The organism is Microbulbifer maximicatervae (SeqCode) (assembly GCF_052467615.1).
The window spans coordinates 4,307,894-4,322,347 of the sequence record NZ_CP174319.1; the positions used below are offsets into that span (position 1 = coordinate 4,307,894).

Annotated in this window: 14 protein-coding genes; 9 read left to right on the forward strand and 5 right to left on the reverse strand. The window is 52.2% G+C overall.

Going from position 1 to position 14,454, the window contains the following annotated elements:
- The first annotated feature begins 147 nt into the window (after nt 1-147).
- From ACJJIM_RS18945 to ACJJIM_RS18985, 9 genes are all read left to right on the forward strand, one after another.
- Nucleotides 148-894 (forward strand): hypothetical protein, encoded by a 747-nt coding sequence (locus ACJJIM_RS18945; RefSeq protein WP_444911737.1) that lies wholly within the window; start codon nt 148-150, stop codon nt 892-894.
- A 27-nt stretch (nt 895-921) separates the two neighbouring features.
- A complete protein-coding gene (locus ACJJIM_RS18950; RefSeq protein WP_413663691.1) occupies nt 922-1,605 on the forward strand; it encodes an RDD family protein in 684 nt (227 codons plus the stop codon).
- 12 nt (nt 1,606-1,617) lie between these two features.
- Nucleotides 1,618-2,592, forward strand: coding sequence for a stage II sporulation protein M (locus ACJJIM_RS18955; protein WP_413663692.1), 975 nt, complete (start codon nt 1,618-1,620; stop codon nt 2,590-2,592).
- Entirely contained in the window at nt 2,582-4,168 is a 1,587-nt protein-coding gene (locus tag ACJJIM_RS18960) for a DUF4129 domain-containing protein (protein ID WP_413663693.1), read from the forward strand. The genes ACJJIM_RS18955 and ACJJIM_RS18960 overlap by 11 nt, the downstream gene beginning before the upstream one ends.
- Entirely contained in the window at nt 4,158-5,468 is a 1,311-nt protein-coding gene (locus tag ACJJIM_RS18965; protein WP_444911738.1) for a DUF4350 domain-containing protein, read from the forward strand. The genes ACJJIM_RS18960 and ACJJIM_RS18965 overlap by 11 nt, the downstream gene beginning before the upstream one ends.
- Complete coding sequence (locus ACJJIM_RS18970) at nt 5,465-6,469, forward strand: AAA family ATPase (protein WP_413663695.1); 1,005 nt, start codon at nt 5,465-5,467, stop codon at nt 6,467-6,469. The genes ACJJIM_RS18965 and ACJJIM_RS18970 overlap by 4 nt, the downstream gene beginning before the upstream one ends.
- Nucleotides 6,466-7,863 carry a DUF58 domain-containing protein gene (locus ACJJIM_RS18975; RefSeq protein WP_444911739.1) on the forward strand — a complete coding sequence of 466 codons (1,398 nt, stop codon included), beginning with the start codon at nt 6,466-6,468 and terminating at the stop codon, nt 7,861-7,863. The genes ACJJIM_RS18970 and ACJJIM_RS18975 overlap by 4 nt, the downstream gene beginning before the upstream one ends.
- A gap of 328 nt (nt 7,864-8,191) precedes the next feature.
- Complete coding sequence (locus tag ACJJIM_RS18980) at nt 8,192-8,659, forward strand: hypothetical protein (protein WP_413663697.1); 468 nt, start codon at nt 8,192-8,194, stop codon at nt 8,657-8,659.
- Nucleotides 8,660-8,862: 203 nt separating this feature from the next.
- Complete coding sequence (locus tag ACJJIM_RS18985; RefSeq protein WP_413663698.1) at nt 8,863-11,016, forward strand: TonB-dependent copper receptor; 2,154 nt, start codon at nt 8,863-8,865, stop codon at nt 11,014-11,016.
- Between the two features lie 113 nt (nt 11,017-11,129).
- Here ACJJIM_RS18985 and ACJJIM_RS18990 read toward each other — a convergent pair whose 3' ends face one another.
- From ACJJIM_RS18990 to cysK, 5 genes are all read right to left on the reverse strand, one after another.
- Complete coding sequence (locus ACJJIM_RS18990; protein WP_413663699.1) at nt 11,130-11,735, reverse strand: outer membrane beta-barrel protein; 606 nt, start codon at nt 11,733-11,735, stop codon at nt 11,130-11,132.
- 51 nt (nt 11,736-11,786) lie between these two features.
- Nucleotides 11,787-12,044 carry a type II toxin-antitoxin system HicB family antitoxin gene (locus tag ACJJIM_RS18995; RefSeq protein ID WP_444911740.1) on the reverse strand — a complete coding sequence of 86 codons (258 nt, stop codon included), beginning with the start codon at nt 12,042-12,044 and terminating at the stop codon, nt 11,787-11,789.
- Between the two features lie 219 nt (nt 12,045-12,263).
- Complete coding sequence (locus ACJJIM_RS19000) at nt 12,264-12,467, reverse strand: hypothetical protein (RefSeq protein ID WP_108734878.1); 204 nt, start codon at nt 12,465-12,467, stop codon at nt 12,264-12,266.
- Nucleotides 12,468-12,571: 104 nt separating this feature from the next.
- A complete protein-coding gene (cysQ, locus tag ACJJIM_RS19005; RefSeq protein WP_413663700.1) occupies nt 12,572-13,408 on the reverse strand; it encodes a 3'(2'),5'-bisphosphate nucleotidase CysQ in 837 nt (278 codons plus the stop codon).
- A 38-nt stretch (nt 13,409-13,446) separates the two neighbouring features.
- A complete protein-coding gene (gene cysK, locus ACJJIM_RS19010; RefSeq protein WP_413663701.1) occupies nt 13,447-14,364 on the reverse strand; it encodes a cysteine synthase A in 918 nt (305 codons plus the stop codon).
- Between the last annotated feature and the right edge of the window lie 90 nt (nt 14,365-14,454).

The window sequence follows — 14,454 nt, forward strand, 5'->3', positions numbered from 1 at the left end:
CGGGGATTTTATGCTGAGAAAGATGTATCACCTAATTTGCCGATGTATTGGCGTGGCATTGTTCGCCACTCCTGCCTGTGAGATATTCCCCTCCCAAGACTCTGCACCCCAGAAATAATCTAAATCTCAATAAGGACAGCTAACAGGATGAGTGACATCTATACGGCACCAAAAGCCGATTTGGCAAGTACGCGGGAAATGGAGGAATTCGGCTCTGTAGAGAAGGGGATTGCAGGGGACTATTCGTTTTCTCTCGGTGAAGCCCTCAGTGAAGGGTGGCAATTATCACTAAGCAATATGGGAACTATATGGCTTAGTTTTATTCTTTACTCACTGGGCGCATCCGCAATAATGCTCATCCTAATCGCATTAATGTGGGGTTCTATATCATCGGCTGCTGGTTTATCAGGCATGCTATTCCTAGCCATCTTAGCGCCTATCGCCGTAATAGTGATCGTTGCCCCTCTTATGGCAGGTTCTATGATGGTAAGTATAAAGATTGCCAGAGGAGAAAAAACCAGCGCCACCGAGGTATTCTCCTATTTCGATAAAATCGTGCCCCTTGGCCTGGCAATGTTTTTATTATATTTCCTCGTTTCGATTGGCTTTTACCTGTTACTTATTCCCGGTATCTATCTCTCAGTCGCCTATATGATGGCCCTGCCGCTTATCGTAGATCACAACCTGGGTCCCTGGCAGGCAATGGAGGCTTCACGTAAAGCCATCACCAAAAACTGGTTCGCCTTTTTTGGCCTTTTGCTGGTAATGATGGTCATTTACGTTGCAGGCAGCCTTCTATTCCTCATAGGATTAATATTCGCCCTTCCCTGGATTTTTGCGACTTACGGCGTTGCTTACCGTCAGGTCTTCGGCGCCCCCACTCAAAACACATAATCGGTTCTACCAAACAGGAGCGGTGGCTTGCTGGATACCACCTATAACGTCGAAACACCCGAGGGGATTGATTTGCGCGCGCGGGCCGCTGGGCCCGTGCCACGTATCCTTGCGTATGCAGTGGATGTGTTTTATCGATCATTGATATTGGCTGCGATCGGCTTTGCGTTGCTATTTGCCGGCTTTGCCGGTGCGGGTATCTGGCTCGTCTGCGCCTTTCTTCTCGAGTGGTTTTACCCGGTGTTTTTTGAAGTTTTGCGGAACGGCCAGACACCGGGCAAAAAGGCATTTGGCCTAATGGTGGTCAACGACAACCTTACGCCGGTGTCTTGGGGAGCATCCATCGTTCGCAACCTGCTACGCTTTGCGGATTTTATGCCATTTGCCTACGCCACTGGCGTAATAAGCATGACACTGGGGCGTCACTTCCAGCGCCTTGGCGACCTGGCAGCAGCCACCCTGGTGATCTATCGCGAAGAGGAAAAGGCACCAGTTGCCCTGCCGGATACCACCCCGCTCCCACCACCGCAAAACCTTCGCCAGCAAGACCAACAGGCACTGGTTAGCCTTTTGGAGCGCCACCAGGATTTAAGCGAAGCGCGTCAGCAAGAGCTCGCCAATCTGCTCGAACCGATTACTCGGAAAAGGGACAGCGATGCCTTGAGCTACCTGCGCTCCGTGGGCAGTTGGCTACTCGGTGGCAGGGGATAGGCAGAGGTACCTATGAAGCAGAGAGACTTTGAGAATCGCTACCGCGACAGCTGGGAGCAATTAGAAGCCTGGCTGAAAGCGGATCGGAACAAGTCCGAAGTTGCGGCCCTGGACCTACCCGTCGCCTATCGCAACCTTTGCCAGCAGCTGGCAATGGCTAAGGAGCGACAATATACCAACCGCCTGATAGACCACCTCAACCAGCTGGTTATGGCGGCACATCACCGTGTCTACCGCCAGGAAACCTTGCGCCGCAAGGGATGGTTGCACTATTTGTTGGCAGGTTTTCCCCAAGCCGTGCGCGCTAATAGCCGCGCAGTACTGCTGGCATCCGCTTTGTTTTTAATACCTGGCTTGATCCTGGGAGTCGGCACTTACAACAACGATGCCCTGGTGTACGCAGTAATGTCACCAGAACAGGTTATGGGTTTTGAATCCATGTATGATCCGGGCAACCGGGTACTGGGCCGCGAGCGCGGCTCTGATACCGACCTGTTCATGTTCGGTTTTTATATCAAAAACAATATTGGCATCGCCTTTCGCACCTTTGCCGGCGGTGTACTGTTTGGCCTTGGCTCAATTTTCTTCCTGGTGTTTAACGGCATCTATATTGGCGCAGCGTTTGGGCATATCACCCGGGTGGGCTTTGTCTCCACCTTCTACCCATTTGTGATTGGCCATGGCGCCTTTGAGTTGACCGCCATAGTTCTGGCGGGAGCAGCGGGCCTGATATTGGGACGCTCTCTAGTGGATCCGGGCCAGCACAGGCGTACGGTCGCACTGCGCTTGGCCGCTGTCGAAGCAATGAAGATTATGTACGGCACTTTCCTGATGCTGGTGATTGCCGCTTTCCTTGAAGCCTTCTGGTCCTCCAGTGCCAGCACACCGATTGCGATCAAGCTCGGGGTAGGCGCCCTGTTTTGGGTACTGGTCTTTGCGTACTTTATCCTGGCGGGACGCAGGGAGGGCGCAACTCATGCAAATTAAGAATCTGGCTGTGCGAGCCCGCTTGCGCTCTCCCTGGGAGTCTGTCGATCTCGGGATCGCCCTGGCACGAAAATACTGGTGGCAACTTTTTATAGTCTACCTGTTGCCTGCAGCACCGCTATTTGCTTTGTGTTATTGGCTGTTTCCAGAGTCACCAACGCTCTCCATCTTATTTATTTGGTGGCTGAAACCCGTATTTGATCGGCTGCCCCTGTTTATGATCAGCCGCGCATTATTTGGCTCACCGGTATCCATTGGTGAGGCATTGAAGCATTTCTTTAGCCAGAATCGTCGCGACTGGTTTATGTGGCTTACCCTCCGTCGGCTGAGCCCCACACGCTCTTTCGATATGCCAGTTACCGTGCTGGAGCAATCCACGGGCAAGGCCCGTACCTCGCGCCTTGGGGTACTGCACCGCAAACACTCTGGGGCCGCCACCTGGCTAACACTAACGCTTTACCATATTGAGATATTTCTACTTGCCGCATTAAGTGTGATGGCATTTCTGTTTATCCCTGAACAGTATTCCGATGGGATCGATTGGATCCCTCTGCTCCAAGGGGACACTCAATGGCTGGAATGGATATATAACGGACTCTACCTGTTTGTTATGGCAGCAGTAGCCCCCTTCTATATCGTTAGCGGATTTTGCCTTTATATTGGCCGTCGTATTGAATTGGAAGGCTGGGATATAGAAATCCAGTTTCGGGACCTGCTGGAACGCCAGCAGCGTGAACAGGAGTCCCACCGCAGAAGAAAACCAAGCACTGCTGCCCTAATCCTGATCTGCGGGCTCACCTTTGGCTCATTAATTCCAGCGCCCCCCGCCAGCGCCGCATCTTTGGAAACCCCGCAGCAGGCCCAAGAGCATATTGACGAAATCCTCGCCGGCGATGAATTTCATCAAATGAAAGAGATCAGTGGTTGGCGCAAAAAAGACAAATCTGAAACAGAAGCCGTCAAAGAAAAGTTCCCCGAGTGGTTAATTAACTTTATCGAATGGCTTTTTGAGAACTCTAAAGATACGCCTGAAGTTGACGATGAAGTTAAATGGGGCCCAACAATTGCGAAAATCCTGGAGCTGCTGCTTTGGATTGGCTTGGTATTCGGCCTGGGCTATCTGCTTTGGAGACATCACGATAAAATTCTTCAGAGCTTGAAATGGCAGCCTAAGCCAAAGAAAAAGCAGCCCGTCCCCGAAACCCTATTCGGCCTGGATGTACGCCAATCGAGTCTGCCCGATGACGTTTGCGCGGAGGTCATGCGCCTGTGGACAGAGGGAGACAAGCGAGCCAGTTTGGGACTATTGTACCGCGCCACCCTCTCTCACCTGATTGAAGACTTCGAGTTTTATTTTGGCGATCACCTTACCGAAAGTGAATGCGCACAGCTGGTACAAGTAAGGCAACAGGAGCCGAATGAAGTACAGCGCCCAGTAAGTCCCGCCCTGAGTCAATTTGTACAAGAGCTTACTGCAAACTGGCAGCAGCTTGCCTATGCCCACCGGCCGCCAAAAGAGGCTCAGTTAAGCTCACTTTGTAGCCAATGGCAGGAGGAATTTGGCAATGACCGCTAAGAGAATTCTGTTGGCAGCTTTGGTCATAAGTGGCGTTGCACTTGTATGGCTATTCCTCACTTTCTACGAGCGCTACTCCAAGGAGATCGACAGCGGCTGGAGCATGGAAGCCAGACGAAATCCCTACCTGGCAGCAGAAAGATACCTCACCGATATCCAACTGGCGCCGCGTCAGGCAGATAATATATCTGTACTCCAAGGCCTCTCCTCCGATGCCACCCTGTTTATCAGCAGCTCCAGCCAGGTCTATAACCCCACCAAGGCCCAAGAGCTTCTCGAGTGGGTCGAGCGCGGTGGCCACGCCATCGTTGTAGCCTATACCGGCAACTTCGACAGCGACTCCGGGCGCAGTGAAAACCGCGATTGGCTACTTGAGTCCATGGACGTCTCTATCCAAGAGGGACACAGTAAGTTCGAACTGCAAGAAACCCTGGAGCAATTGCTCGGGGAGGATGCGGTACTCGAGCCTGAGCAGAGCCCCGCTGATGCCATGCGGGAGCACAATCGCAAACTGGACGAAGGCGAAACGGAAGATGAGCCGAAGGAACAAGAGGAACCTCGCAACCCCGATGTGTCAGAAGAGGATCTGGTAACCCTGCCTGTTGAGGGCGGCAGCGATATACAGCTATACCTCGATGCCAGCCACCTGCTCTACCATCCTTCATTTAATGACGAGACTATCGACAGTGGGCCTGTTTTCTGGGCTAAGGTACGACGCGGCGATGTCGGCGTACCGTTTATGCAGTTCGAGCGCGGCAATGGTGTGATTACCCTGATGACTGACAGCACCCTGTGGCAGTCCCAGCGTATTGGCCACTTCGATCACGCCTATTTCTTACAATTGCTGGCCGGCGAAGGAGAGTTTGTCTTTCTCACCCGCCCCCGCTTTGAAACCCTTTCTAAGGTTGCTCGTCAATACGCTGCAGAGTTTTTTCTCGCCGGCGCACTGGCCTTACTCGCTTGGCTATTACTACACGGGCGCCGCTTCGGCCCCTTGCAGCCGGAGCCAGAAGTGTCCCGCCGTTCTCTGCTAGAACATATATCCGCCTGCGGCCATTACTACTGGCAGGACGACCAGGGGGAAACCCTGCTGCGCGGCCATCGGGAAGAACTTCTACGTCGTCTTGGCGCCACCCATATCAACGCCACTAAAAAACGCAAACTGTGCGACAAGCTCTGTGCCTCCACCGGTATGGATGAACGGCTAATAGTTGAAACCTTGTGGGGCAAGCCCCCAACAACCGAAGAAACATTTACTGAACACATGCGTAATCTGCAGCGAATTGAGGCAGTCCTATGAACGAGACCACCCTTCAACCAGAACAACAAACCACGGGCCCGTCACCTGACTGGCAGGCTGCGTCCGCCAAACTTCAGATACTGCGCAACAATATCAACCGGTTGCTGATTGGCCAGGAGCAGGTGGTTGACCAGGTACTCGTAGCTCTATTGGCTTCTGGCCACGTACTGCTCGAAGGTGTACCCGGACTCGGCAAAACCCTTCTGGTGCGCACCCTGGCCAACTGCTTTGGCGGCAATTTCCGTCGCATCCAGTTTACCCCGGATTTGATGCCCGCCGACGTTACCGGCCACGCCATGTACAACATGGGAGAGAGCCGCTTTGAAGTGCGTCGCGGGCCGGTATTTACCAACCTGCTGCTGGCGGATGAAATCAACCGCGCCCCCGCCAAAACCCAGGCCGCCCTGCTGGAGGTGATGCAGGAGAAGCAGGTCACTATCGACGGCCAGGCACTGAAAGTACCCAGTCCATTTATGGTACTCGCCACTCAAAACCCCATCGAGCAGGAAGGTACCTACCCGCTACCAGAGGCGGAACTGGACCGATTCCTGCTGAAAGTCCTCATCGATTACCCCAGCCTCGAAGCGGAACTGCAATTGGCCGCCGCCGCCAGCAGTGGCCGAATTGAGCGCAGCCTGCAGGAAAAGCTGGCCGGAGAAATTACTGTCGAGGGATTGCAGCAACTTCAGGCCCTGGTGCCCCAGGTGGGCTTGGACGAACAGGTATTGAATTACGCCGTGCGGCTGGTGCGCGCCACCCGTCAATCACCGCAGCTGCGCAGCCCCGCCGGCCCACGCGCCAGTATCGGCCTGCTACAGGCAGCCCGCGCCAATGCGCTGTTACAGGGACGGGAATTTGTACTGCCGGATGATATCAAGGCCATGGCCATCCCGGTAATGCGCCACCGTATCGGCCTATCTCCAGATATGGAAATTGACGGTGAAACTGCTGATACGGCGCTGGCAATGATTATCGACAGTGTTGAGGCGCCGCGACTGTGACACAGACTGTAGCTGCAACAGAGCAACAGGTAGCACCAGCACAAAGCGGTCGCACCGGCCCGAGTCCGCGCCAGGTCAAACTGCTCGGCTACTGGTGCCTGGCAGCTCTGGCAATTACAGCAGCGCGAATTTGGTTTCCGCAAGCCAGCTCATTTATCGGCAACCTTTGGTGGGGAGCGAGTGCCCTGTTAATCAGCGCCACCCTGCTGGACTATCTCACTGGTTACCGTGTAACCGGTCTGCAGGGGCTGCGGCGATTGCCAGGCAACCTGGCCCTGGGCGTACGCAATACTGCGCGGCTAAAACTTCACAATACCGGCCCACGCCCACTATTACTCCAGATTTCCGACTCAATCCCACAGCAACTGGGATCGACAGGGCTGCCGCGCTCCGCACAACTTAACCCGGACCAGGAAATCACCATCGAGTACGACCTGGTACCCCGTCGCCGAGGCAGTGCCTCTTTCGGACGAATCGAGGTGCTGGCCAACTCTCCCTGGGGACTCTGGCAGACAAGGGTATGGCTGGGACAGGAGCAGACCGTCAAGGTCTACCCCAATTTTCTTGGTATCTCCTCGCTACAATCTCTCTCCACCGAACAGAGCCTGCGCCTGATGGGGTTGCACCAGCAGCAGCGTCGCGGTGAGGGAATGGACTTCCGCCAGCTGCGTGAATACCGCCAGGGAGACAGCCAGCGACAGGTGGACTGGCGCGCGAGCTCACGGCTGCGCAAACTGATCAGCCGTGAATACCAGGACGAGCGCGACCAGGAAATTATTTACATGCTGGATTGCGGCCGCAGGATGCGCGCTAAAGACGGCGAGTTGAGCCACTTTGACCACGCACTCAATGGCTTGCTACTTTCAGCTTATGTCGCCATCAAACAGGGGGACGCGGTCGGCTTGCAGGCATTTGCTGCGGCACAGGAGAGCAGTGGTGGACAGCTGCCGCCAGTAAAAGGCGAAAGTGCAATCAATCTACTGTTGAATAATGTCTACGACCTCCACTCTGGCACCAGTAGCGCAGATTACACTAGCGCCGCACAACAGCTGATGGCCCACCACAAACGCCGTGCCCTGGTAATCCTGATTACCAACTTGCGCGATGAAGATAGTGATGAACTCCTAGCAGCAGTCAAATTGCTGTCGCGCAATCACCTGGTGATGATTGCCAGTCTGCGGGAGACTTCTGTGGACAAATTGCTGCAACAGCCGATTCAGAACTTTGATAGTGCAGTAAACAGCGCCGCAGCGAGGGACTTCCTACGCCGCAGGGAGCAATTACTTCAGCATTTGCAGGCACACAATGTCATAGTGGTAGACTCGAGGCCGGAGCTTTTGCACCAGTCTCTGGTAGAGGCCTATTGGCGCCTAAAGCGCAGCGGCAGAATCTGAATCGACAAATTTACCGAGTGGGGACTCTCCGAGCCCCCACTCTGCAAACCCTCCCTATAACCTTCCCACTACCCGCAATAATCCAGGGCTGTCCGGGAACTCTACCCAATCCCGGGAATCTCTTATTGAGCGCGCTACCTCCTGGAACCTTTAGCTTCCAGCAAAGTTAGATTTATTTTTAGAATGCGCTGAAGAAAAGAAATTAAATTCCAACAAAACCTGATAAAGCTCAATTTACCTCGTATTAGTTCGCAAAAGTTAACTTGGGGCAGTGGCACTTTGCTGTATCACCCGTTAACCTCTTGTTACTCATCTCCGGGTATTTAAAATGGGCCCGGGCAAAGTACAGACCTTCTTATTTATGAGCGGTAAGCGCACCATCCAATACTGTTCCCGTCTGTCCCAGTGGCAGGCGCTATTGCTATTGCTGGTATTTCTCAGCGCGCGAGGCCTGGTTCCTGCCGGTTTTATGCCGGCAGATTTTGCAGCGGGAACGCCCTATGGGCTCTGCCATGGCGATAGCCGCAGCGCATTATTGCTCAATGCCCTCAAAGCGAATTCCCACAGCGATCATCACGGCGACCACTCTTCAAGCCACAACCACGATACGCTTACCGCTCACTCATTTGCCGATAACCATTGTAATTTTTCCGCCGCTGCCAGTATTGCCAGCGCACCAACAACAGAATTGGAAATAGTCCTAACCGGTTTTACTCAACCGCCCTCTTATCCGGCTTTTTTCCACGTTATCTCTAACGCTTACAGCCGCCCACTGATTCGCGCCCCCCCGGTTTAATTCCTTTTTTATTCCAACATCATCACTCCGCAGTTCGCTGTGGACCGCAAGTCTCATTGCTGTCTTAATATTTTCAGCGCTTTGGATCTTGCCAAAATACGACCACTTTTTCAGGTGGGGATATGTCGCGTGCGCCAAATATTACTCAGGCCTGCGCGCTCACTGCTGCGTGTTCGAAACGCCAGCGAAAAGGATTGAAAACCATGCATCAGAGCATCAACGCAAAAATTTTTCTGAAAAAACCTCTCAGCCTGGCACTCGCTGCCTGCTGTACCTTTTCAGCACATCTCGCAGCGGAAGAATCCGAAGAGCCAGAACCATTAAAAGATAGTGAAATGGAACAAATGGTGGTTACTGGGGTAAAGACTGAACTCCCCCTCAACCTGGTAACCGACCCGAAAAAACCCCGTCAGCCATTACCTGCCAATGACGGCGCCGACTACCTGAAAACAATTCCGGGATTTTCCGTAGTGCGTAAAGGCGGCACCAGTGGCGATCCGATGCTTCGCGGAATGGGGGGCTCGCGCCTGGGAATGGTAGTGGATGGAGAAACATTGGCGGGTGGTTGTCCCAGCCGAATGGACCCACCTACAGCCTATATTTTTCCCGAGGCAATGGACGAAATTGAAGTTATTAAAGGGCCACAGAGCGTCCTCTATGGCCCCGGAAATTCCGCCGGCGTAGTTGTGTTTAACCAGCAGCAGGAGCGCCCCACTGAAAGCGACTGGAATATGCATGCGAGCCTGCTCGGCGCCAGTGCCGAGCGCCGCGATGGTCTATTCGATATCTCCTATAGTTCGCCGCAGTTTTCTATCCGCAGCTCCTCGACCTCGGCATCTGCGGACGACTACGAAGACGGGGATGGCAATGAGGTAAATTCCAGTTATGAGCGCTGGAGCAGCCAGGTCAATTTGGCCTGGACTCCCAGCGACGATACACGGGTCGAGTTCGATACTGCATTTAGCGATGGGGAAGCTGCCTATGCAGATCGGGGAGTCGACGGTTCCAAGTTTGCCCGTGAGAGCCACAAAGCTAAATATGTCCGCAGCAATATCAGTAGCTGGCTCGACTCAATTGAGCTCCAGGCCTACTACAACTATATCGACCACATCATGGATAACTACAGCCTGCGCGAGCTATCCAGCACCGCTACCCCCATGGTCATGAATCTCGATAGTGAGACCACAGGTTTCAAGATGGCTCTGGTGTTTACGCCTATGGACGATGTGGAATTGACCAGTGGAATTGATGCCCGGGAAAATCGCCACACCGGGCGTTCGACCATGAACCAGTCCACCATGGACTACCGGGATATGAAGCGAGAGGCCGATGCCGAATTTAGCCAGCTGGGGTTATTTTCTGAGGTCAGCTGGCAAGTCGCAGCCAATCAACGCTGGATCGCCGGTGCACGAGTGGATGATTGGGAAGTAAAAGACCTTCGCGATGAAGTTGCTCTATCCATGATGTCCTCAGTGGATAACCCCACTGCGGGAGAAACTCGCTCAGAGCTATTGAGCAGCGGCTTCCTGCGCTATGAATATGGTCTCGAGAGCGGCCCCAATAGTTCTGCCACACTCTTTGCCGGGCTCGGCTACACTGAGCGCTTCCCCGATTATTGGGAAATTTTCTCCTACGAGACAGCAGACTCTTACAGCGCACTGGATATCGAATCAGAAAAGACCACCCAGCTGGATATCGGCTATATCTATCGCGGTGAAAAACTCTCTGCCAGTGTCTCCGGATTCGTCAATCAGATTGATGACTACCTGATGATTGAGACGGATTACGAAAAAGCGGCAGTAATGAGTAGCATGGACTCTATGGGTAGTATGAATATGGATAGTATGGACTCCTCCGATATTCGCACTACCTCCATTGTCAGAAACATCCAGGCGCGCTCCTGGGGTTTGGAGTTTGACTCCTCATATCAGCTCAACGAGCAGTGGCGCACTGAATTCACCGTAACATCTGTTCGCGGTGCCAACGAAACCGATGGCACTACCTTGGCACAACTGCCGCCTCTGGAGGGCCGCCTGGGACTCTACTATGAACAGGCCCAGTGGTCAGCAGGTGTTTTATGGCGCGCTATCGCAAGCCAGGACCGGGTGGATATCGGCAAAGGCAATATTGTTGGTCAGGATATTGGTGCAACCGACTCTGCCAACGTCGTTTCCATCAATGCCGGCTGGAAACCCAGTAAAAGTGTACTGGTAACTACCGGTATCGATAACCTATTCGATGAGACTTACGCTGAACATATCAGTCGCTCTGGAGCCAATATTATTGGTTTCGATCAGTTGACCCGGGTTAACGAACCGGGACGCACCTTCTGGCTGAAAGCCATTTATCGAATTTAAAAGCTATTGGGGCCCCAGGGCCCCTTTTCCATTCTATAAAAAAATCAGTATTTAATTAAGAAATTTCTACGAATAAATTATTGAGAAAAATAGGTTAAAAGGCGGAGGGCATACTAAAAGCGGTAGGAAAAATTCAAACTCAGGGTACGCAGATGCCCGAGGTTAACACGTTCTATTTTGCCAATATTATTGTAGTTATACTCTAATGAAGTATCGAAATCCTGAGTCCACATAATTCGGTAACCCACCCCGGCGTTCCAAAAGGTATCACTGCCACTGGCATCAATAATATAGATATATCGATCATCCGGATAAAATGGTGGGTATTCTCGATACCAATAGCCTCTTCTTATAACATTGTTCAAATCCACATCGGCATAATTATATCCCACCATCCAATAGAGACATTGAACGTGACAATTCAGGGTAAAATCAATTTTAAAATTTAAACCTACCTGATCTACTGTGACATGATTATCATCAAAATGTGACGCCCGCAGCTCAACTTGCCAGACTCCTACCGCCGGCGTAATTCCAAGGCTGACATAGCCAAAAGAATCCCGCTGCTTATTTAACTGCTGCTCGCCACTCCCAAAACCAACGGTACCGATAATCCGGTACTCTCCCGTGGCGACACCATCAAAAGGATTATTCGCCTCGAATCCATAACTGGTCGCAGCTATAAAAAAGGAAAGCAGGTAGACGGATAGCTTTATCATCGCCACTCACATCAAAAAGCCAGTCATCAAGTTCAAGCTCAGTGAATTATTTCAAGTTGTTTCTACATCAATAATGGCCCAGACGCCTCCTACAAAAGCCGGGTTTTTCTTCAGGTTGTCTACTTCACCTGCTTGCGGCATTGGCTGTCCAGCCTGACGGAGCTCTTCCAACCGCTGAAAAATCGTTTCAGCCATTTTTTGCAGGGTCCCCTCAAGGGTATCGGCATAGCAGTGGCAATGCGGCAGATCCGGTGCAATGGCACCAAATCCGGCATATTCAATATTGTGCACCACAACCGGGTAGCGCATTGAAAAATACTCTTATGTATTAGCTTTCCAAAGCGTAGACTGCTTTACATTTTACGGGGGAATTTGGCAAGGAAATTAGCTAATTAGCTGGGAAATAATATTTCGCGCTGGCACAGATTCAACACTATAAGTGACAGCACTGAGCAGGAAGAACTGCCGTATTCAAATTAAAACCTGCAGCACTACAGTTTTTCACACAAGAAAATATTTGGAATTTAGTTAACGGGGCATTCTACCTAATAGGGCCCGGCGGGAAAATAGCATGCTGTTATAGGTGCGCCGCAGCGCAATATCATTTGCATCGACTGCATTGGAGAGGGCTTCAAAATGCCGCTGCAACCAGTTTATTTCCTCCTCCAGTTCCCGACGCAAACAGCGAATTTCACCTTTATCCTGGTTAAAGCGCAGATCGGGTCCAGACATCAGTGAGCCTCCTGAATTTGGAAATATCCAGATCCCCTTTAAAGCCTCCACCAGTGGTGGTGGAGGCACAAATATACTCTCTATATGTTTACTGGCGTCACACCCTAAGCAGCGGACTTATCCAGCAGTAGGGATTGCCAATCAAAAGAAGAATCGCCAATTACATAGAAAAAGGGATTCAGCAGAGAGTCTTTAGTGTTGTAGCGCAACAAATTAAACTCTTCGTCCACAACAATACCACCTGCTGCTTCAACTACAGCCTGAGCTGCCGCAGTATCCCACTCGCAAGTAGGAGCGAGACGCGGATACAAATCTGCTGCACCCTCAGCAACCAGGCATAATTTCAGCGACGAGCCCATATTTTTGCACTCGACAGCACCCAGTTCAGACTCGATACGTTGTACCAACTGGTCGACGGTGCCAGTTCCATGGCTGCGGCTGGCCACAAGCTCAACAACTTCACTATTATCCAGGCGCGGCTTCAGTGGGCGCACCCGAATGTCAATTTCGCCATTGGCATCGCGCTTAAAGGCTCCTTCGCCCTTGCAGCCGGCGTAAGTGATATTCAGTACCGGTACGTAAACCACCCCCAAAACGGGCTCGCCATTTTCGATTAACGCGACATTTACAGTAAATTCACCGTTGCGTCGGATAAATTCTTTGGTGCCATCGAGCGGATCGACAATCCAGTAACGCTGCCACTGACTGCGCTCTTCGAACGAGGGCATTTCCTGCTCTTCTGATAAAACCGGTACTCCCTCGATAAGCTGTGCTAACGCCGGTTCCAGTACTTTGTGAGCGGCCAGATCTGCGGCAGTTACTGGGGAATCATCTTTCTTTGTCTCGACTTCCAACTCAGCGCTGTTGTGATAAACCTCGAGAATCGCCTCTCCCGCGCGTTTGCAGATCTCTATCACCTGCTCCAAAAGTGCTTTATCCATTACAACTCCATACTCTTTGAATTCACCATTATAAAATCTTAGGCGGAGAAAAGGTCCTGAACGGACAGATAGCGCTCACCAGTGTCATAGCTGAACACCAGTACCCGGCTGCCCGCATCCATCTCCCCCTCGCGCTTTTTCAGGGCCGCAAGGCTGGCACCGGAGGAGATACCCACAAAAATTCCCTCTTTTAATGCGCAACGACGCGCCATTTCAAAACTGTCTTCCTCACTCACCAATACAGTACCGTCGAGTACTTCCGTATTGAGTACCTGGGGTACAAAGCCGGCGCCGATACCCTGCAAACGATGCAGGCCTTTTTCTCCACCGCTAATCACCGGTGATTTCTCCGGCTCTACCGCATAGACCTGTAATTTGGGAAAGTGCTCTTTTAAGACTTCACCACAACCAGTGATATGCCCGCCAGTACCCACACCGGTAATCATATAATCCAGCCCCTCAGGAAAATCTGCCAAGATTTCCTTGGAAGTAACATCCCGGTGCACCTGGGCATTGGCGCGGTTATTAAATTGTTGGGGCATCCAGCTATTCGCATGTGAGGCCAATAACTCCTCCGCCTTAGCAATAGCGCCGCCCATACCGCGCTCTTTAGGTGTAAGGACCAATTCTGCGCCCATTGCCTTCATGACCTGGCGACGCTCTACCGACATAGACTCCGGCATGGTCAGGATCAGGCGATAACCCTTCACGGCAGCAACCATCGCCAGTCCAATACCCGTATTACCAGAGGTCGGTTCGATTATTACCCCACCGGGCTGCAGGGCTCCACGACGCTCTGCATCCTCAATCATCGCCAAGGCAATTCGGTCCTTAATGCTGCTGCCCGGATTAAAGCGCTCTACCTTCATCCAAACTTCTATATCGGGACGGAAGAGGTGATTGATTCTTACGTGAGGGGTATTGCCGATTGTTTCCAGAATATTGGCCGCTTTCATCAGTGAGGCTCTCCATGACTAGTGCTCAAGGCAAACAACTGCCGGGCATGTATTTTCGATGCTCCATATTACCCTAGAAATGTCCCGCGG